This is a genomic window from Streptomyces sp. NPDC045955, assembly GCF_056430805.1.
Map to the genome: position 1 here is coordinate 153,087 of NZ_JBWKKY010000013.1, position 18,440 is coordinate 171,526.

10 protein-coding genes are annotated in these 18,440 nt (G+C 68.8%); 4 read left to right on the top strand and 6 right to left on the bottom strand.

Features of this window, described 5'->3' with window-relative positions:
- Nucleotides 1-28: 28 nt before the first annotated feature.
- The 6 genes from AC07F0_RS26615 to AC07F0_RS26640 all read right to left on the bottom strand — a co-directional run bounded on the left by AC07F0_RS26615 (nucleotide 29) and on the right by AC07F0_RS26640 (nucleotide 7,916).
- The gene (locus tag AC07F0_RS26615) at nucleotides 29-1,627 is read right to left on the bottom strand and encodes a YcaO-like family protein (RefSeq protein WP_478982470.1); all 1,599 of its coding nucleotides are present in this window, start codon (nucleotides 1,625-1,627) and stop codon (nucleotides 29-31) included.
- Nucleotides 1,628-1,896: 269 nt separating this feature from the next.
- Entirely contained in the window at nucleotides 1,897-3,621 is a 1,725-nt protein-coding gene (locus AC07F0_RS26620) for a hypothetical protein (protein WP_478982472.1), read from the bottom strand.
- A gap of 87 nt (nucleotides 3,622-3,708) precedes the next feature.
- Entirely contained in the window at nucleotides 3,709-4,407 is a 699-nt protein-coding gene (locus tag AC07F0_RS26625; protein WP_478982474.1) for a nitroreductase family protein, read from the bottom strand.
- Nucleotides 4,408-4,411: 4 nt separating this feature from the next.
- The gene (locus tag AC07F0_RS26630; protein ID WP_478982476.1) at nucleotides 4,412-6,016 is read right to left on the bottom strand and encodes a tpaE; all 1,605 of its coding nucleotides are present in this window, start codon (nucleotides 6,014-6,016) and stop codon (nucleotides 4,412-4,414) included.
- A gap of 30 nt (nucleotides 6,017-6,046) precedes the next feature.
- Complete coding sequence (locus tag AC07F0_RS26635; protein WP_478982478.1) at nucleotides 6,047-6,619, bottom strand: TOMM precursor leader peptide-binding protein; 573 nt, start codon at nucleotides 6,617-6,619, stop codon at nucleotides 6,047-6,049.
- Between the two features lie 52 nt (nucleotides 6,620-6,671).
- Nucleotides 6,672-7,916 (bottom strand): YcaO-like family protein, encoded by a 1,245-nt coding sequence (locus AC07F0_RS26640; RefSeq protein ID WP_478982480.1) that lies wholly within the window; start codon nucleotides 7,914-7,916, stop codon nucleotides 6,672-6,674.
- Between the two features lie 716 nt (nucleotides 7,917-8,632).
- Here AC07F0_RS26640 and AC07F0_RS26645 point away from each other — a divergent pair.
- The 4 genes from AC07F0_RS26645 to AC07F0_RS26660 all read left to right on the top strand — a co-directional run bounded on the left by AC07F0_RS26645 (nucleotide 8,633) and on the right by AC07F0_RS26660 (nucleotide 18,412).
- Nucleotides 8,633-9,265 (top strand): class I SAM-dependent methyltransferase, encoded by a 633-nt coding sequence (locus AC07F0_RS26645; protein WP_478982482.1) that lies wholly within the window; start codon nucleotides 8,633-8,635, stop codon nucleotides 9,263-9,265.
- Nucleotides 9,266-9,435: 170 nt separating this feature from the next.
- On the top strand, nucleotides 9,436-10,626 hold the full coding sequence (locus AC07F0_RS26650) for a cytochrome P450 (RefSeq protein WP_478982549.1): 1,191 nt from the start codon (nucleotides 9,436-9,438) through the stop codon (nucleotides 10,624-10,626).
- A gap of 367 nt (nucleotides 10,627-10,993) precedes the next feature.
- Nucleotides 10,994-16,210: a family 43 glycosylhydrolase gene (locus AC07F0_RS26655; RefSeq protein ID WP_478982484.1), complete on the top strand. Its 5,217-nt coding sequence runs from the start codon at nucleotides 10,994-10,996 to the stop codon at nucleotides 16,208-16,210.
- Nucleotides 16,211-16,459: 249 nt separating this feature from the next.
- A complete protein-coding gene (locus AC07F0_RS26660) occupies nucleotides 16,460-18,412 on the top strand; it encodes a DNA/RNA non-specific endonuclease (protein ID WP_478982486.1) in 1,953 nt (650 codons plus the stop codon).
- Nucleotides 18,413-18,440: the final 28 nt, after the last annotated feature.

The window sequence follows — 18,440 nt, forward strand, 5'->3', positions numbered from 1 at the left end:
AAAGGGCTCTCCTTCTCTCACCAGCGGGCTACGCAAAGGGGTGCGGCGGGACGTCCGCCGGGGTCTGGTCGTCGGGCAGCAGGGAGGCACAGGGGAGCCGTCCGCCGTGCAGGCGCGGCAGCCCCTCCATACGCCTGGTGCGGTGCCCGAATGTCATGGGCAGGCATCCGGGGACGAAGCTGCGCGTGCACACCAGCCCGCGCCAGCGCAGCTCCGGCGTGGTGAGATCGGCCGCGTAGACGTGATTGCCGACGGCCTCGATCTGCGTGCGCACGTAGTCGAGGTCCTCCTTGAGGGTGCCGAACTCCGGGGCTGCCGCGGCCGCCGCGCTGAGACTGATCTCGGGCCGGTCCGGCGTCGTCAGGAACGCGAACCACTCCCGGGAGGCGGGCAGCGCACCGAGCAGGCTGTGGTCGTCCATGGTGACCAGCGAGTCGTAGTCCTCCGCGAGCCGCTGCCGGTGCTCCGGGTCGTCGTCGTACACGTACCTCATGGAGGCCACGCGCGCGGCCACCTCGAAGATGGCCGACTCGGCCGCCGCCCGCGGATACAGGCTGGCCGCGGTCGACACGAGCGTGCAGGGACCCGAGTCCGCGTCGCGCTGGGCGAGTGCCAGCACGACCGGGACCTCGATGTCCAAGGTCGCCCAGTACAGGCGGACCCGGAATCCGGTGACCACTTCGACGCGCTCCATCAAGTCCCTGATGTCGCTGTCGGCCGGTCCCAGGGTGAGTTCGGGGAGGAGCAGTTTGCGGTACCACGTGAGCAGGAAGGCGTCCCGTTCCACGATCTCGAAGAGCCCGTGCAGGGTCGCTTCCTCGTGACTCTGGCCCAGCGCGAAGCCGTTCGACGTGTCGTAGAAGAACGGCTGCCGTGTCTCCGGGCGGCGCACCCACGACAGCGCGACCTCCGGAAGGTATCGGGCGGGTCCTTCGCCGAGCGGCGTGACCGGGACCCATTCCACCGTTTCGGCCGCGTCCAGCGGCGTCCAGGGAAAGTCCTCGCGCGCGTACTGGTCGGCGGAGTGGTAGCCGAGGGTGCGGGGATCGATGGCCCGTGTCCCCAGCTCCGAGAGGGAGGCTTCCACGGTGCCGTCGACCGGCTGGTAGCAGAAGCCCGCGAGACGCTCCAGGCCCTCCAGCACCGCGGTCGTCCGGCTCTTGGCGAAGCTCCGGGAGCGCCCGACCCCGGGCTCCAGCACGCCGTTGCCCAGCGGCAGGCCCACCTGCGCCGTGGGGAGGGGGCCGTCCAGATCGGCGAGCGGTTCCCTGAACAGCGAGTGCGGTCCCAGGTAGTCGGACGTGAGTGTCGGCGGCAGCGGGCGGCCGGCCCGGAGCGCACCGTCGGACTTCTCGAGCAGCTCGGGCGCGGAGCCGAAGGCGACCGTGGTCGTGGTCGTCGCCGACTGGCATGCCGGGCATCCCGTCCTCGGCGGTACGAGTCCTTGTCGCACCGCGCCGCCGGCTCGGTCAACCATGGCGAGCGTGCCGGCCGGCGAGTTCTCCCGAAGGAAGAGTGCCGCGGTCCGAGTGACGACTGTGCGCACCGCGGGACCGGCCTGCTGCCAGAGCGCGTAGCTGCGCGCGCCTCCCGCGGAATCGCTGTCGGACGCCTCCTCGAACGGCATGTCGGCTGAGTCCACGTGCCTGGTGAGGGACCACGCCAGGCACCGCGGACATCCGCCGCCACCCTCGTCCGCCAGATCGTAGGCCAGGACGTAGACGCTGCCGCACCAGAACAACACGGCTATGCTCCGCCCCGTCCCGCCTCCATCGGCGTGTACCCGTGTGGGGTCGGTCAGCGGGCCCAGGAGTACCTCCGCGGGCCCGGGTGCGCCGGCGTCGGCCAACAGAGCGGAGACCAGGTCCGCAGCAGGTGGAACGTGCGTTTCCGTACTCATGCCATCTCCACCAGTCGGACCTGTTGCCGGGCGAAGGGAACCGTTTGCGCGGTCACCTCCGTACACTGCGGCCGTGTGATGTGCCGCCATACCTCGGTCCAGTCACGGAAGTGGGGGTTGAGCGGAACCAGGGCGCTGTCGTCGTTGACGAGCCGGAGCAACGCCATCGACACCGCTTCCGCGTAACAGGCGCCCGCGCCCTGCGTGACCGCTTTTCCGGTGGCGCGTCCCAGGACCCGGTAGATGCCGTTCGGCAGGCGGGTGCCGGACCACTGCAGCGCCTCGCAGCCACTGGTGCGCTCGACACCCCGCTGGATGTACCGGCTGAATGCGGCACACTCGTCGTGCCCCAGGTCGTCGTCGGACAACAGCACCAACTCGGCGTCGTCGGCCGGCGTCAGCATCGACCGCCTCAGCAGGGCACGGTAGACCGCCTCGTCCAGAGTCCAACCGGCGCTCAAGTTCGGCCGCGGTCCGTCGTGCTGCGCAGCGAAGAGTTCGAGGCCGTTGAGCGCTGCCTGATACAGGGCCTCCCGGGACGACAACGTAGCGGCGGTGATCTCGTGCGCCTCGGCAGGTCGGACGAGGAGGGTGGCCCGTGCCTGTCCGAACGGGACTTGGGGCAGGTCGCCCCCGTCCAGGTACCGGAAGGGGCCGACGAATTCGTCCGTCCAGCCGGCCAGGACGTCGATGATGTGCCCGTGGTCGTCGTCCAGCCGGCTGTCGTCGTCGGGACTGACGATGTTCCTGCGGACCAGGGCCTCTTCTGCGTCGTCGCGCTGGTCACCGGTGGCGGGTGGTACCACCGCCCGGTGGCAACGGCAGCCCGCTGCCGACCACGCGGGATGCGGTTTCACCGTCGGCAGGCTCGCGTCGAGGGGCATGGCCACCGCTGCTGCCGTGTGCTCACCGAGCCCGGCAGTGCGCTGGTAGATCGCGTGGATCACGGCTGCCGCAGTGAAGTCGTCCGGTGCCGGTGACACGGGGCCGGCCGGAGCACCGGGCTGTGCCGTGCGACCGTATCGGCACAGGCAGGCCCAGCAACCGGTCGACTTGTCGTCGGACCAGAGGATCCACTGGCGCCGGCCCGCCTCACCCACGATGCCGTGCGGTACGCCGCGGTCGAGCAGTGCGTCCTGCAGTCGCACGGTGCGTTCGTACGGGAGGCTGTCCGCGTCGATGACGACCATGCCCGCGTCCTCCCACTGCGGTACCGGGTCCTCGTCCGAGACGGTGTGGTACTCGGTCCGCAGCCCGAACAGCGGCGAACTGACCAGCAGTTGGCGCAGGTGCGCGAGCCAGTCGGCGCCGCCGTACAGGTGGAGGGTGGTGGCGAGCACACGGTCCAGCGCGCGCACCGGTTCATCCGTCAGCTGTGAGAAGAATGGAATCAGCCACTCCGCCGCGGGTCCCTTGACGGTGGCCTGATGGGCGATCGGCGCGTCGAGGACAGTCACGCACCGATGGGCCACCAACGCGTCGAGCACGCGCGACACCGCCGCGCGCGACCCGGCCGGGAACGCACCGACCAGGTCATGACCGGTGCGACTGCCGTCCGACCGGTCCAGCAGCGTCGAGACCACGCCGAAGGCGGCCGCACCCTTGATCGTGAAGGACGCGGAGCCGACACCGATCCATGCGCCGTGCTTCGTCCGCAGCGCGGACACGTCCGGGCGGGCGAGGACGACACCCGTCGCGTGCGACGCACCCTCGTAGGACATCAACTCACTCACTTTCGTCGCGCAGCATGTCGCGTCGCCGGATGACCGTCGACGGGGTGGGGAATGGGCGCGGGTTGACGCCGGTGATCACGGCGCCGGGTGGGCATAGGTTGCGGCGAGCAGGGGGTGCCGGGTCACACCGTCGCTCTGGATCAGATTCCGGACGGCCGAGCCGATGAACCCGCCGAACATGGTGCCGACGAGATCGTGGGACTGGCATCTCAGGTGGAAGTCGTACAGAGCCATGGAGGCACGCACCGCGCAGAGACGGTAGCCGTGCGATCCCGCCCACGAGTCCGCGCGGTCGATGTTGGCGTAGACGCTGACGATCCCGCCCGCGTCAGCGAACTCGCGCTGGACGCCGAGGAGTTCGGGATCGCCGAGGACCGAGGCCGGGGCAATGAACGACAACTCCTGCGCGGTGACCCGGTAGACCCCGGCCGGCTTCCCCTCGCTGCGCAGCGCGAAGACGAATGCCTCGAGTGGGCCGGCGTCGTCATCGAGCTTCCAGTCGTCGGCATCCCGCCGCAACGCGTTCTGCAGCAGGCTCAGGACCAGGTCCGTGCGCACTGGCGCGTCGGCGTAGTGCAAGGACGACCGGCGTGTCAGGAGGGTGGCGCGCAGATCGCGGGGGTGCCCGGGGGCCACCTGCTGCTCCTCGATGGCGACGGGCGTGGCATCCGCGAACGGCTTCGGTGACCGGTGTGCCGCGAGACCGTCGCCCGTACGGGCACGTGCGGCGAAACTGTCGAGCAGCGGTTGCATCATGGACGTGTCGGATCGCATCGATTCAGCCCACTTCCATGACCGCGGCGATGGGTTCTTCGGCCCGGGAGAGGCCCAGGTACTCACTCAGCAGGTGGTCGTCCCAATCCGTGACGAGTGCATAGTCAAGGTTCAGGTGGTCGGCGACCCTCCGGGCGGTGGACAGTCCGACGCCCGCGTCGCAGAGGGAGAGCCGGAGCCCGAACGTGCCGTATTTGGCGGCGATCTTCTTGAGGTTGGAGGTGACGACCAGCAGCAGCGGCCGGCCGCCCGGCAGCTCGTCGGTGGTGAGTTGTGCGAGGGAGTGGTCCTGGTCGCGGTACGCGTACCCGCCCACGGGCAGTACGGCCTCGTCACGGCTCACCACATAGGCCGTCGCCGAGCCGATGTTCCCGCCGGCCGCGGTCCATCGTTGTACCCACCCGTCGGTCCGCTCGCGGATGCCGAATGCCATCGCGAGCAGGAGGGAGACATCGGGCCGGCCAAGGTCAGCCCGGTCTTCGACCGGCGCTCCGGCCAACCTCGATACGTCCGCCTCGGGCAGCGCCACCCGCGGGCAGCTGGGCCAGCTCCGGAACTCCCACTGCAGCTTGATGTTGGAGGACTGGAAATGGGCCAGATGCCCTTTGGGATCCAGAAACCTGCGCGGTGGCAACGCCACGGCCGCCTCGTACGTCGCGCTGGACGGCGGCGCGGACGCCGTCGTGCCCTCGCTGAACGAGCAAGTGGGACACCCGGGGCGGGTCGCGCTGGGGCGGTGCCGCGTCGAGAGGGTGGTCAGGTCGATGATGCCTGCATCGAGCGGCAGGTAGGTCCGGATCGATCGCGAGACGAGCGCGAGCACGTGATGTGCGACGAGGCCGGCGATGAGGTCGTACGCGTGCTGCGGCGGATCGTCCGAGAGGTCGTCCTCGCCCGACACACCGCACTCCAGGCATGGGGTGAACGCGGGGTCGACGTACGGTCCCATGACCATCGAGGTGCTGTCGGCCCGGACGCGTAACAGGGACCGCTTCTCCGACCAACATCGGCGCTGCAGTTCGATGAGCTCCGGCTGAGACTGGCGGGTCTCGAAGAAGACGACGAAGGCGTCGCCGGCGACCGGCAGCCGATCGAGGTCGTCGACGACCTCGCACACCCCGCTCAGACAGCTCGTCGTGGCCTCCACCAGGGGGCAGTGTCCGGCGACATGGACGGTGGCGCGATCGAGCCTCGCGGCGGCGTCGGTCCAGGACAGGTTCACTCCGGTGGAGTTGCCGAGCCGTGACAACAGGCAGGCGATCTCGGGCGGCAACGCCGGGTGTTCGCCGACCCGGGTGCCCTCCTCCAAGGCCCCTGACGCCCACAACAGGGCCAAGGCTTTGTGGACGACCGCCTCGTCGAGTCCCACCGCGGCGGCGAGATCGGCATGCGTGGCGGTACCGTCACAAGCGGCAGCCAGCCGGCCAAGATGGCCGCGCGCGAACTTCCCGGTGAACACCTGCCGTTTGTCCGCGCCATCGAGCATCACGGCGTCGCCGGACTGGCGCAGCCGAACGCCCTTGCGGAGAGCGGGGCGGACGGGGACAGCGATCTGCTTGTCCCGACGCGCGACCCGTCCGAGGGTATCTGCCCTCAGCTCAACACCCATCGGTTGCACTCCTCCCCGAAAGCGAAAACCTCACGTGAGACCAGCCACCGCGCCGATGCCGGTCCGCCGGTCGCCCCATCGGGCACCACAACGCGGACAGCGATCCACCGCCACCGTCGACGCGGTCGACAGCGTCCCCGTGACCAGATCGAACTTCCGTACAGTGCCGCCGAGCCCCACTGGGCCCGTGCGCAGCTCGGCCATGGCCAGTGTCAGCAGGCCGTGCGCGATCGCGAGGTGCATGCGGCCGAAGCCCTCCGGCAGGCCCCGGGTCGCCTCGCCCACGGGATCGGTCTGGGCGGGATCCCGGTGCTGCTCGGCGCGCCGTAGGTAGCAGTCGTAGCAGGCCGTGGCCCCGGGGATGACGGCCGGACCGCACACGATCCTGGTCGGGTACAGCTCGACCGCCACCGTCGGGACGCCCCGCTCGAAGCCGAGCCGGTCGAGCGCGTCACGCAGTTTCTCGTCCTGCCCGGAATACACCGCCGCGATCACCGCGGCCTGTGACAGCCGGGCGTCGTCGGGAAGTTCACTGCCGGTCACCCGGCTCGATGCCGTCGCCTGGTACGCGTCGGCGTACTGCTCCCCGAACGCGTCCCTCACCAGGTACAGGCATTCCTCTGATTGCTCGGACAGCACGTGCCTTGTCCCCTATCTACGCAGCAGGCTGCGGTTCCGGATTCAGCGACTCCTCGCCGTGGCTCTCGTGTCCCATCGCCGTCGGCGCGGTGTAGAGCCGGTCCGTGCCGAGGTAGCGCTCGCTGTGAATGAACGACAGGGGCACGGCCTCGGGGACCAGCACCTTGACGGCGTGCATGCCGACCTGTCGTGCCTCGTCCGTGGTGACGTCCACCACGAGCACCTCGGCCCCCCGCGCGGCCACCCGGGACACCGCGGTCGCCAGCGGGTCCGGGTCGGCGGACAGGTCGGGCAACTCGTCGAGGCGTCGTACGTCCCGCTCGCCTTCCAGCAGGTGCCGGAAGGCGTCCCGTCGGTCGGCCGAGGCGTTGAAGGCCGCCGAGCCGATCACGCTGACGGTCCCGTCGTCGGGCCGTCCCGCCGGCCGGCTGTCCACCGCGCCGCGCAACGCCACCCGCACGGCGGCGAGTTCACGGTAGATCTTGGCCACGGCCCGCCGCGGATCGACGTCGCACGTGGCGCCGACGATCTGGGCCAACCGGTCTTCGTGGGGCGAGAGTTGCACGGCATACACCACGGGGATGCCGAAGTCCGTCGTCGCGTCGAAGAGCCGGACGTCGAGGTGACGCGCGGTTCCCGTCGCGTGGTAGGCGCGTTCGAGCGGTTCCAGCAGCTCCGGATCGACCGACAGGTGCGGCAGTCGCAGGCGTTGCAGCCACGCGAGCGAGAGCGCGTCCCGCTCCACGACTTCGAGCAGCCCGCCGAGCACCGCCCTGCGGAGATCGGAGTGGACGGCCGCTCCCGTGGTGATGCCCCTGGTGAAGCGTTCCGACCGTGACTGCGGTGCCATGTGCAGGTACACCGTGATGGCCGGGACGAGGACGGAGCACCGCCGGGTGAGCGACCAGGCCCGGACCCATCTGATCGGAACGGCCGGGTCGTACGGGACCAGACCGCAGTCGTCGCGAGCGAACTCGCTTGCGGAGCACTGGGGCCAGCGCGCCGGCGAGACGAACTCCTCGGTGAGCTCCTCCTCGGCGGCGACGAGGATGTCCTCGTCGTGCCAGGCGCAGACCGAGTACCGTTCGAGCGCCTCGGCGATCGAGATCAGCTTGGCCCGCTCGCCGGCCAGAGCGCTGCCGACACCGTCGATATTGCCCAAGTCCCCGTCGTTGTTCCAGCCCCGCATGCTGTGCAGGACCTTCGACGGATCGCCGATGCCGGCGACGCGGATGGCGAAGTCCGGATCGCCGTCGGCCACCGGCAGAGCCGCAGTGCGGGATACGAGGCCGTACGGCGAGACCAAGGACGCTATTCGCTGTAACGCAGGCGTACTGACGTCCACAGTTCTCCCCCGTTGAGAAACCTAGACACACGGCGGTTGGTCGGCCGCCGTGGGTTGATCGTTACCGACGGGACTCAGGCCTGTCAAGCAATCCCCTGCCGGTCGCATTAGTTGCGGGTTGAAATTCTTGCTGGTCAGAACGCCCTTTCTGCGTGTAGGCAGCATGCGTGCCGCTGGACGAAATTCGCGAGCTCAGGTGTGATGGTGGCAAGGCACTGGCCGTCCAGGGCGATGTACGGCACGATGTCTGGTCGGCGGAACGGGGAGAAGCGTCGGGACCTGCGGCGGTAGGTACGGACCTGCGTGCATGGAGCGGGAGTCCGTGGGGTATGTCCAGGTGTTGGCGCGGCCGAAGTGGCTCAAAACGCAGCCCAGAAACGGTTTTCGATAGGCCCCGGCCTGCCCGCAACGGAGACGAGAAGGCGGTCGAAAGGGGCACTCGTGGCGGATTCGTCGCGGATCTGAATTTGCGGACCTAGCCGATTGCGACACTTTTCTGGCACAGTCGCTGGAACCCCGAACCGAATCCGATGAGCGCGCTGGCCTGATGCCGCGTACGGTGCGGGGAGTTCCCCGCGGCGGACAAGTCAAGCCCGATCGGGCACGGGGCGGATTGACAACGGGAGAACGACGTGACCGACGTGACCAAAGAGAACGAGCGGCTCCTCGCACTGTGGCAGGAATACGCTCCCCGCTACGACCGTGACGCCGGGCGTCTCGAAAAGATGCTGCTCGATGACGGGCGTGCCTGGGTGGCCGGCCAGGCGAAGGGGGAAGTCCTCGAAGTCGCCATCGGCACCGGCCTGAATCTGGAGTTCTATCCGGCCGGGGTGTCCCTGACCGGACTCGACCTGAGCCCGGCCATGCTGGACCAGGCCCGGGACCGTGCCGCCGCACTGGGCCGGGAGATCGAGCTGCGGGAAGGACAGGCCCACGCGATGCCGTTCGCGGACGACTCGTTCGACACGGTCGTCTGCACGCTCGGGCTGTGCAGCGTGCCCGACGAACGGCCCGTGATCGCCGAGATGTACCGGGTGCTGCGACCTGGAGGGCGGCTGCTGCTGCTCGACCATGTGGGCAGTCACCACCGGTTGGTCTTCTGGTGGCAGCGCATGCTCGAGAAGAACATGCTGCGACAGTGCGGCGACTACCAGACCCGCAGGCCGCTCCCGCTGGTCCAGCAGGCCGGATTCGTCATCGAGTACCAGGAACGGCGCAAGTTGGGCGTCGTCGAGCGGGTCACCGCGCGCAAGCCGGCCGCATAGCGGCCGATTCACTTCGGTCGACCGCCAATTCGACGAGCAGCGGACCGCCCGGTGGAAATCACGGCTGCGGTGCCCGTGTTCGGGGACTTTCTCTTCTGAGCCCAGGACGAAGCCCTCCGCCGGCGGATCCATACCTACGTTCTAGCAAAGGATGACGAAACGTGACATCCATGGCCGACACCTGGGGAATCCACGAGGCGCAGTTCTGGCTACGTGGCCAGGCGCCGGAAGCCCCGGTGCGCTACGACGCTCAGGCCGGAATCTGGTGCGTCTACGGCTATAAGGAAGTCCAGCACGTCTTGGCCAACCCCGCGACGTTCTCCTCGAATACACAGCGTGTCATACCCAAGGACATGCTGGAGGGCCAGGAGGAGTTCAGCGAGGGCAACCTCATCCAGATGGACGGGCTGGAGCACAAGAAGCTCCGCGGGCTGATCAGTCATGCCTTCACACCGAAGATGGTGGCCGATCTGGAACCACGCATCGCCGAGCTGACCCACGAGTTGCTCGACGAAGTGCCCGACGGCAACCGGATGGAATTGGTGAACGACCTGGCCTATCCGCTTCCGGTCATCGTCATTGCCGAACTTCTCGGAGTGCCCGCCTCGGACCGGTACAGGTTCCGGGAATGGGGGGACGCCCTGATGGAGAGCACCCAGGAGTTCTCCTTCGCCGACCGGTCCGAAGACCAGCGGCAGCGGCTTCAGGACGCGATGCAGAAGGTCCGGAAACTCTCCGACTACCTGCGCGAACACGTGGAGGACCGCAAGAGGAATCCCCGCGAGGACCTGATCACCAAGCTGGTCCAGGCCGAAGTCGACGGTGAACACCTCACCGACAACGAAGTGGTGAACTTCTCCAACGTCCTGCTGATCGCCGGGCACATCACCACCACCATGCTGCTGGGCAACTCGATCCTGTGCCTGGACACCCATCCGGAGTGGTTCGCCAGGGTGCGCGAGGACCGGAGCATGATCCCCGCGGCGATCGAGGAAGCGCTGCGGTACTACAGCCCGTTCGCCGGGACGGCGCGGGCCACCATGACCGAGGTGGAACTCGGCGGCGAGCGCATCCCCGCCGACTCCTTGGTGGTGACGTTTCTCGGCGTGGCGAACCGGGATCCGAAGGTGTTCACCGACCCGCACACCTTCGACCCGACGCGGGACCCGAACCCGCACATGGCGTTCGGCCGTGGGGCACACTTCTGCATCGGCGCGCCACTGGCGAGGCTGGAAGGCAGGGTGGCGCTGAACATCCTCCTGGACCGCTTCCCGAACCTGCGGAGCGATCCGAACCGGCCGCCTCGGTTCCTTCCCAGCCTGAGCATGACCGGGGTCAAGGAACTGCCGCTGGTGTTCTGAGCACGCCACACCACAGGCCAACACCCGGGAGACGCCGAGTGGTTCGTCCACGACGGACCGATCACTCGGCGTCCGTCGGGTGATCAGGACGGTGCCGGCGAGTTCGCCGTGGCGCCGGCCGGACCAACACGGGGCGCCCGGCTCACCGCTGTAGACCACCGCGAGTCCCACGGGTTTGTTCGGCGGGTCGGACATTGTTCGGAACCTATTGACGCTGCCCTGGGCGTCGGCCGAGACTCTCGCAACACACGTCACCTGCGTGTAACGGCAGGCTCACGGCAAGGACATGCTGTCGCCTCGTCGTCTCCTCGTTTTCCGCTCCGCCTTGTCCGTCATCAGCCATGCCTCAGCAGGGACCTCAGAAGACATGACGCACGTCGCACGACTTCGCAGCCGCGCGAGACGTTGGGCGGGCCCTCTCGCCGGACTGACCGCCGCGTCGATACTGCTCACCCTCGCCGGATCCGCCGTTTCCGCGCAGGCGGCGCCGGCCGCACCGGCGGCCGAAGCCGCAGGCCTCACCGACGGTCTGGCCCTGTGGTACAAGCTCGACGCAGGCTCCGGCGGCACCGTGACCGACGCCTCCGGCAACGGCCGGAACGGCACGGTCAGCGGCACCGCCGACTGGTCGGCATCCGGTCAGGGGCTCGCCTTCAACGGGTCGGACACCTACATCAAGGTGCCGGACGACGTCATGAAGGGCATGGACTCGATCACCGTCTCCCTGGACGTACTGATCGACTCCACCCAGAGCACGCCCTACTTCCTCTACGGCTTCGGCAACACGAGCGCGGGTAGCGGCAACGGCTACCTGTTCACCACCGGCAACTCCTTCCGCACCTCCGTCGCGACGGGCAACTGGTCGACCGAGCAGACCACCAAGCCGTCCGACTCCCACAACCTGACCCGCGGCGTGTGGAAGCACATCACCTACGCGCAGACCGGTTCCACGGGCGTGCTCTACGAGGACGGCGTCGAGGTAGGCCGCAACACCTCGGTCACCACCACGCCCGGCGCCATCGGCTCCGGCACCACCAAGGCCAACTACATCGGCAAGTCCGTCTACAACGGCGACAAGCTCTTCAAGGGCCGGATACGCGACTTCCGTGTATACGACCGGGCACTGGACGGCTCGGAGGTCGAGCAGCTCTCCCTCCCCGTCACCACGCAGGGCGTCGCCGCCGACAAGGAGGCCCTGAGCCTCGGTGACACCAGCGGCGTCACCTCGGACCTGGACCTGCCCACGACCGGCCCGGCCGGCGGCTCCTCCATCAGCTGGGACAGCGACAACCCGTCGGTGGTGTCGGACACCGGCAAGGTGACCCGCCCCGAGGCCGGCTCACCGGACGGCCGCGCCACGCTCACGGCGACCCTGAGGAAGGGCACCGTGACCGGCACCAAGACCTTCGACGTCACCGTCCCGCCCACGCTCGACGACGACGCCGCCACCCGGCAGGCCGCCGAGGCGCTCACGGTCCACAACCTCGACGACGTGCGCGGCAACCTCACCCTGCCCAGGAGCGGCGCGTACGGCACGGCCGTCACCTGGTCCTCCGCGAACCCGGACGTCGTCTCCGCCGACGGCGCGGTCCACCGTCCCGCGCACGGCGCCGGCGCCACCACCGTCGACCTGACCGCCACCGTCGCCAAGGGCGAGGCCGAAGTGACCCGCGTCATGACGGCCAAGGTGCCCGAACTGCCCGCCGAGGCGGCCCTCAAGGGCTACATGTTCAGCTACTTCACCGGCGAGGGCACCTCCGACGGCGAACAGCTCTACGCGGCGCTCAGCAAGGGCAACGACCCGCTGCACTGGCGCGAACTGAACGACGGCAAGCCGGTCCTCACCTCCACGCTCGGCGAGAAGGGCCTGCGCGACCCGTTCATCATCCGCTCCCCGGAGGGCGACAAGTTCTACCAGATCGCCACCGACCTCAGGATCTACGGCAACGGCGACTGGGACGCCTCCCAGCGCACCGGCAGCAAGTCCATCATGGTCTGGGAGTCCACCGACCTGGTGCACTGGACGAATCAGCGCCTGGTCAAGGTCTCACCCGACAGCGCGGGCAACACCTGGGCGCCGGAGGCGTTCTACGACGCCGAGCGCGGCGAGTACGTCGTCTTCTGGGCGTCGAAGCTGTACGACAACGCCGACCACTCCGGCGACACGTACAACCGCATGATGTACGCCACCACCCGCGACTTCTACACCTTCAGCGAGCCCAAGGTCTGGATCGACCGCGGCTACTCGGTCATCGACTCCACGATGATCCGGCACGACGGGACGTACTACCGCCTGTCCAAGGACGAGCGGAACAACACCTCCTCCACCCCCAACAGCAAGTTCATCTTCGAGGAGAAGAGCGACTCGATCCTGAACCCGTCCTGGACCGCGGTCGCCGAGGGCATCGGCAAGGGCGCGATGAACGCGGCCGAGGGACCGCTGGTGTTCAAGTCCAACACCGAGGAGAAGTGGTACGCGTTCCTCGACGAGTTCGGTGGCCGCGGCTACATCCCGTTCGAGACGACCGACCTCGACTCCGGCACCTGGACCCCCTCCACCGGCTACGACCTGCCGTCCAAGCCCCGCCACGGCACCGTGCTGCCGGTCACCCAGGCCGAATACGACCGACTGCTGCGCGCCTACCAGCCGGACCAGGTCGTGAAGAGCGTCGAGGACGTGTCGGTCACGACACGGGTCGGCCGGGCCCCGGTCCTGCCGGCCACGGTGATCGCCGAGTACTCCGACGGCGTCAAGCGGCCCGTCGCCGTCACCTGGGAAGACGTACCGGCGTCGAAGTACGCCGGGCCCGGCACCTTCACCGTGGCAGGCAGTCTGCCGGACGGCGCCGCGATCCCGGTCCGGGCCGAAGTCACCGTGTCCGACGAGGGGCCTGACGTCCCGGCCGACCTGATGCTGCACTACGACTTCGACGAGACCGGCGGCAGCATCGCCCGTGACTCCAGCGGGCACGGCCACCACGGCACCTACGTGCGCACGCCCGCATTCGGATCCGGTGTCGAGGGAGGCTCGTTCAGGATGTCCGGCGACTCCGGCTCGCCGTACGTGAGGATCCCGAACGGTGTGCTGAAGAACGCCGGCAGCGTGACGGTGTCGACCTACGCCAAGTGGAAGGGCGGCAGCAGCTTCCAGTGGCTGTTCGGACTCGGACCTGACAGCGACAGGTATCTGTTCGCCACTCCGTCCAACGGCGGCTCCAGCCTCTACTCGGCCATCACGAAGGCGAGTTGGTCGGCGGAGTCGAAGCTCACAGCCGGCTCTCGGCTCACGCCCGGCCAGTGGCGGCACGTCACGGTGACGCTGGACGGCGCCACCGGCACGATGGTCCTCTACGCCGACGGTGTCGAAGCGTCCCGCACGACGACCACCATCAAGCCGTCCGAGCTGTACGACGCGGCCAAGGACTACAGCGGCTACATCGGCCGGTCCCTGTACGCGGCCGACCCCTACTTCGGCGGCGAGGTCGACGACTTCCGCGTCTACGGCCGTGCCCTCACGGGCGCCGAGGTCATGGAACTCAGCGGCAACACCGCGGGCATCGCCAAGGCGACGCACCCGGCGCTCAAGGTCGACGCGCTCATCGACGACGCGGGCGGCACGATCACCCTGCCGATGAAGGAGGGCACCGATCTCACCGCGTTGGCACCTCAGTTCGCGCTCGCCGCGGACGCGACGATCAGCCCGGCCTCCGGCAGCGTGCGCGACTTCACCCAGCCGGTGACGTACGAGGTCACCGGGTCGGACGGCAAGAAGCGCACCTGGAAGGTCTCGGCACTGATCATGAAGACACCGGTCCTTCCGGGTCTGAACGCCGACCCGAACATCGTGCGCTTCGGCGACACCTTCTACATCTACCCGACGACCGACGGCTTCGAGGGCTGGAGCGGCACGCAGTTCAAGGCCTACTCCTCCACGGACCTGGTTCACTGGAAGGACCACGGCGTCATCCTCGACCTGGGGCCGGACGTCAGCTGGGCGGACAGCAGGGCCTGGGCACCGGCGATGACGGAGAAGGACGGGAAGTACTACTTCTACTTCTGCGCGGACGCGAACATCGGCGTCGCGGTGTCCGACTCGCCCACCGGGCCGTTCAAGGACGCTCTGGGCAAGCCGCTGCTCAAGGCCGGTGACTTCCGCGGCCAGATGATCGACCCGGCGGTCTTCGCCGACGACGACGGCAAGCGGTACCTCTACTGGGGCAACGGCCGCGCCTACGTCGTCCCGCTCGGCGACGACATGACCTCCATCGACACCTCGAAGGTCACGGACATCACCCCGAACGGCTACAACGAGGGCACCTTCGTCATCAAGCGCAAGGGCACCTACTACTTCATGTGGTCGGAGAACGACACCCGGGACGAGAACTACCGCGTCGCCTACGCGACCGGCCCCTCGCCCACCGGCCCGTGGACCAAGCAGGGCGTGATCCTGGAGAAGGATCTCTCTCTGGGCATCAAGGGGCCGGGCCATCACTCCGTCGTCCACGTCCCGAACACCGACGACTGGTACATCGCCTACCACCGCTTCGCCCTCCCCGGCGGTGACGGCACCCACCGCGAAACCACCATGGACAAGCTGGAGTTCGGCTCCGACGGCCTGATCAGGAAGGTCGTCCCGACCCTCGGCGGCATCGACCCGGTCACCGTCGTCCGCGCGGGGCCGGACGTCACCGGCGCCGAGGGCGAGGCGATCACGCTCGCCGGCACCCTCTCCGGGGCCGGCACGCCCAAGTGGGTCGTGCAGGACGGCGCCCCGTGCGCCGTCAAGGATCCCGCGGCGGCCCGGACGACCCTCGTCTGCACCGACGACGGCACCTTCCAGGTCACCCTGACCGGCGGGCGCGGCACCGACACCGCGACCGTCCAGGTCTCCAACGCCGCGCCGACCATCACGTCCGCCAACGGTCCCGGCTCGCCCCTCCCGGCGGGCACGGCCGCCGTCGTCACCGTGTCGTTCGACGACCCGGGCTCGGCCGACCGCCATACCTGCACGGTCGACTGGAAGGACGACGGGCGGCCGACGACCGGCACGGTCACCGACTCAGGCTGCCGCGCCGCACACGTCTACGACGACGCGGGCATCCACCGCCCGGTCGTCACCGTCACCGACGACGACGAGGGCACGGACAGCACCACGCTCGGGGAACTGGTCGTGTACGACCGTGCCGCCGGGCCCGCTGCCGGCGCCGGCACGATCACCTCGCCGGCCGGTGCCTACCCGGCCGGGCCGGGGCTGACCGGAAAGGCGGCGTTCACCCTGAGTGCCCAGTACCGGAAGGGAGCCACTGTCCCCACCGGCAAGGCCACGTTCGTCTTCGGCTCCGCCCGGCTCACCTTCCGCTCGACCGGCTCCGACTGGCTCGTGGTGAACGGCTCCCGGGCCGTCTACCAGGGCACCGGCACGGTGGGCGGCAAGGGCGGCTACGCCTTCAGAGTCACCGCCACCGACGGCCCGGACAGCTTCCGCATCAAGATCTGGAACAGGTCCACCGGCGAGGTCCTCTACGACAACAAGACGGGCGCCAGGACGAAGGGCATCGTCACCGTCGGAAACCACCGGCGTTAGGTCCGTCTTCAACCGGTCGGTGGTTCATGGCGGCTCGATGTCCCGCCATGAACCCACCGGCCCTGGCACAGAAGCGGCAGCTCCAATGTCAACTTGCCTCTTGGTGCCGCTCGACCATCCTGGATATGAGGGGCAAATCACCGTCGGGCGTCGCTGCCCCGGACCGCGACTGCGCGCCCGACGCGCCGGTGCCGGCCGGCCTCCGGCGCATCTCCGTGCCTTCTCGCCCACGAAGGGATGCGTGCCAGCATGGCCACCAGAACCACGAACACGAAGAAGACCACCTCGAAGACCCCGCGACCGCAGGCCGCGTCCCACTCCGCGTCCAAGCCGGCGTCCAAGTCCGTTTCGAAGACGGCCTCGGCGAAGAAGGGCTCGCCCTCCGACGATGAACTCATCTCGTCGCTGCGGCAGTACATCCGCGTCCGGGGCCCGCACCTGCTGGAGGACCCGAACATCACGTCGGTGGGCGTCGGCCGCAAGGTCACCGGCGATCAGCCGGGCGGTGAGGTGGCCTTGCAGTTCACCGTGGCGACCAAGGCCGAGCCGGAGGCGCTGGAGTCCCTCGGCACCTCGCTGATCCCGGCCACGGTCACCGTCGACGGCTTCGAGGTGCCCACCGATGTCATCGAGCGCACCTACAAGCCGAGTTTCCACATGGTGGCCGAGGTCGAAAGCCCGACGCGCAAGAGCCGGCTGGACCCCATCCGGCCCGGGGCCAGCGTCGGCGCGGTGACGGTGTCGGCCGGCACCATCGGCTGCATCGTGTTCGACCGGGCCGACGGCACACCGTACGTGCTCAGCAACTGGCATGTGCTGCATGGGCCGTTCGCCGAGCTGGGGATCGACGTCGTACAGCCCGGCACCCGGGACGACAACCGCATCGACCGCAACAGGATGGGCGTGCTCAAGCGCTCCCACCTGGGCGTGGCCGGGGACTGCGCGGTGGCGACCATCGAGGACCGCGACTTCCGGCCGGAGTTCCTCGAACTGGACGTCGCCCCCCGGACCCTGGGGGAGCCCGAGCTCGACGACAAGGTGGTCAAGAGCGGCCGGTCCACCGGCGTCACCCATGGCATCGTCCGCCGCGTCGACACCGTAGCGAAGATCGACTACGGCGGAGTGACGGGCCTGCAGACCATCGGGTGCTTCGAGATCGGCCCGGACCCCGACCATCCGTCGGCGGACGGTGAGGTCAGCAGCGGGGGTGACTCCGGCGCGGTGTGGCTGTTCAAGGAGGGCGACGACCGCGTGAGCACGGTGCTGGCCGGCCTGCACTTCGCCGGCGAAGGCACCGGCGACCCGGACGAGCACGCCCTCGCCTGCCTGTCGACCTCGGTGTTCGAGAAGCTCGACATCACCCTCAGCCAGCCGTCGCCGGAACAGCTGGAGATCATCGCCGGCTACGACGCCGACTTCCTCGGCGAACGGGTCGAGGCCCCGGAGCTGGACGCCGACCTCGCGCGCGACGCCGCACTCCTGGACGGCTCGCCGGTCATCCCGTACACGCATTTCTCCCTCACCCTGAGCAAGAAGCGGCGCTTCCCGTTCTGGGTGGCCTGGAACGTCGACGGCGGCTCCCTGAAGAAGCTCAGCCGCAGCGGCATCCCCTTCGTCAAGGACCAGCGGCTGCCCGGCACGGCCCAGGTCGGCAACGAGCTGTACCAGGCCAACCGGCTCGACCGGGGACACATCGCCCGCCGCGCCGACCTGCTCTGGGGCAGCCTGCCGGAGGCGAGCAAGGCCAACACCGACTCGTTCTTCTACACCAACATCACCCCGCAGATGGACGACTTCAACCAGAGCTCCAAGGACGGTGTGTGGGGTGCGCTCGAGGACGCCGTCTTCGCCGACGTCGACGTCGACGACCTGAGGATCAGCGTCTTCGGCGGGCCGGTCTTCCGGGACGACGACCGGGTCTACCGGCGCGTGCGGATACCCCGGGAGTTCTACAAGGTCATCGCCTTCACCGAGAACGGAGAACTGAAGGCCAGGGCGTTTCTGCTCACCCAGAACCTGGACCAGCTCGAAGCGCTGGAACTGGACGAGTTCCGGGTCTTCCAGGTCACCCTCGGCGAGGTCGAGGACCGCACCCGGGTGCGCTTCCCCGCCGCCCTCCACAAGGGCGACACCCTGCGTGTGCCCGAGGCGGCGGCGGACCGCGCGCCGCTGGAGACCACGGCCGACATCCGGTGGGACTGACCACCCCCGGCACAGCCTTGATCACACA

Excerpts from the sequence above, each read along its gene's own strand:
- AC07F0_RS26615 (WP_478982470.1), bottom strand. The coding sequence starts at position 1,627 with ATGCCGTTCGAGGAGGCGTCCGACAGCGATTCCGCGGGAGGCGCGCGC.
- AC07F0_RS26620 (WP_478982472.1), bottom strand. The coding sequence starts at position 3,621 with ATGTCCTACGAGGGTGCGTCGCACGCGACGGGTGTCGTCCTCGCCCGC.
- AC07F0_RS26655 (WP_478982484.1), top strand. The coding sequence starts at position 10,994 with ATGACGCACGTCGCACGACTTCGCAGCCGCGCGAGACGTTGGGCGGGC.
- AC07F0_RS26630 (WP_478982476.1), bottom strand. The coding sequence starts at position 6,016 with ATGGGTGTTGAGCTGAGGGCAGATACCCTCGGACGGGTCGCGCGTCGG.
- AC07F0_RS26660 (WP_478982486.1), top strand. The coding sequence starts at position 16,460 with ATGGCCACCAGAACCACGAACACGAAGAAGACCACCTCGAAGACCCCG.
- AC07F0_RS26650 (WP_478982549.1), top strand. The coding sequence starts at position 9,436 with ATGGCCGACACCTGGGGAATCCACGAGGCGCAGTTCTGGCTACGTGGC.
- AC07F0_RS26625 (WP_478982474.1), bottom strand. The coding sequence starts at position 4,407 with ATGCGATCCGACACGTCCATGATGCAACCGCTGCTCGACAGTTTCGCC.